Consider the following 1,756-nt stretch of genomic DNA (forward strand, 5'->3'; position numbering starts at 1 on the left):
TTCCAGATGCGCCCAGTCCGCGGCGCTGGAGGGCAGCGCCATGCGCCCGCGCCCGCCGAGCACCAGGCGACCGTCGGCGCTTCTGCGATAGTAGACGAGGATGCGGCGCGAGTCCGACACCGCCTGCCCGCCCGGCAGGATGCCGGCGCCAACATCGGCCGGCAGCGGCGCAGTGGCGATCTGGAAGGAGTGCAGCGGCACGATGGTCCGCGCGAGGCCAGGCAGAACGCCATCGGTGTAGGCGTTGGTGGCAAGCACGACCGCCCTCGCCCGCACCTCAGCGCCGCTTTCGGTCGAGATCCGCCAGAGACTGGCGTCCTTGGCGAGCTTCACCACCTTCTGCCGTTCGGCGATCCCGACGCCAGCGGCAGCAGTGACCCGCGCCAGTTCCACCGTATAGGCTAGTGGATCGACGACGCCGGCGCGGCGGTCGAGCCAGCCGCCGAGATAGCCCTGGGCGCCAGTCATGGCCGCGATCTCGGCCTGGCTGAGCAGTTCGACGTCGGCGCCACGTGCCCGCCACTGGCGATCCCGGTTTGCTGCCGCAGTCAAAGCGGTCTCGGTGTGCGCGGCTTGGATCCAGCCGTTGCGGGTGAACGGCACCGCCAGCTTCTCGTCGCGGATCAGGTCGAACACCGCATCGGCTGTCGAGGCGGCAAAATTGACCAGCGCCTCGCCGCGCTCCTTGCCGAAATGCTCGACCAGCCATTCCGGATCGTATTTCAGGCCGGGGATGACCTGACCGCCATTGAGACCCGAGGCGCCCTCCCCGATCGCTCCGGCCTCCAGCACCTGGACGGCGAGATCCTGCCGCGCGGCATGGAGCGCGGTAGAAAGGCCCATGATGCCGCCGCCGACGATGACCGCATCGATCGGCCCGGCTGGCGTTTGCGGCTGCAACGCGAACACCGTCTTGGGCTTCTGCCAGATCGGGTCCGAAAACAGCTTGGGCAAGGATCACCTGGGAGATGCAATGGGCTTGTGAAAATCCTATTGTTGATTTCACGGATTTGAAAGTGCGTTCGATTGTGCCAGCCGGCCCGTGGCTGCGGACCGCGCTCGCCCTGGCACACAAATGATCCCGTTGGCGGGATGGACGTCTCGACCAAATCCGGGGAAAGTGCCGCGCGCCAAAGAGAGGACCGAAGCCATGACCGACCCGACCCGCCTGCCCGCCGACGGCCTCTTCATCGGCCGCGCCAGGACCAGCGAAACGGCCTATCCGCTGGTGGTCACGGTGCGCGACGGCATGGTCTTCGACATCACCTCGAGCGCGGCGCCGACCGTGCGCGACCTCTGCGAGTTGCCAGACCCGGCTGGCTATGTTCGCTCCGCCAAGGGCAAGCCGATCGGCGCGCTTGAAGACATCACCGCCAACAGTTTCGAGGCAGAGCGCGACGCGAAGAAGCCCTTCCTGCTCTCGCCCGCCGACCTGCAGGCGGTGAAGGCTTCCGGCGTCACCTTTGTGGTCAGCCTGCTCGAGCGCGTCATCGAGGAACAGGCGCGTGGCTCGGCGGAGAAGGCCGATGCCATCCGTGCCGACATCGCCGGGCTGATCGGCCACGACCTCTCCAAGCTGAAGCCCGGCTCGCCGGAAGCGATGGAAATCAAGGCCAAGCTGATCCAGCGCGGCGCCTGGTCGCAATATCTGGAAGTGGGCATCGGTCCGGACGCCGAGATCTTCACCAAATGCCAGCCGATGGCGTCGGTCGGCTTCGGCGCCGATGTCGGCCTGCATCCCGTGTCCACCTGGAAC

Annotated in this window: 1 protein-coding gene and 1 pseudogene; one reads left to right on the forward strand and one right to left on the reverse strand. The window is 67.1% G+C overall.

Annotation, left to right across the window (positions count from 1 at the left end):
- Window positions 1-954, reverse strand: a 954-nt coding sequence (locus EOA33_RS34730) for an FAD-dependent oxidoreductase (protein ID WP_145989485.1), incomplete at its 3' end; no start/stop codon positions are given.
- A gap of 196 nt (window positions 955-1,150) precedes the next feature.
- Between EOA33_RS34730 and EOA33_RS34735 the strand changes: the two are divergent.
- Window positions 1,151-1,756 (forward strand): annotated as a pseudogene (locus EOA33_RS34735) (fumarylacetoacetate hydrolase); the annotation flags it as partial.

Source organism: Mesorhizobium sp. M4A.F.Ca.ET.050.02.1.1 (assembly GCF_003997725.1).
Taxonomy (GTDB): domain Bacteria; phylum Pseudomonadota; class Alphaproteobacteria; order Rhizobiales; family Rhizobiaceae; genus Mesorhizobium.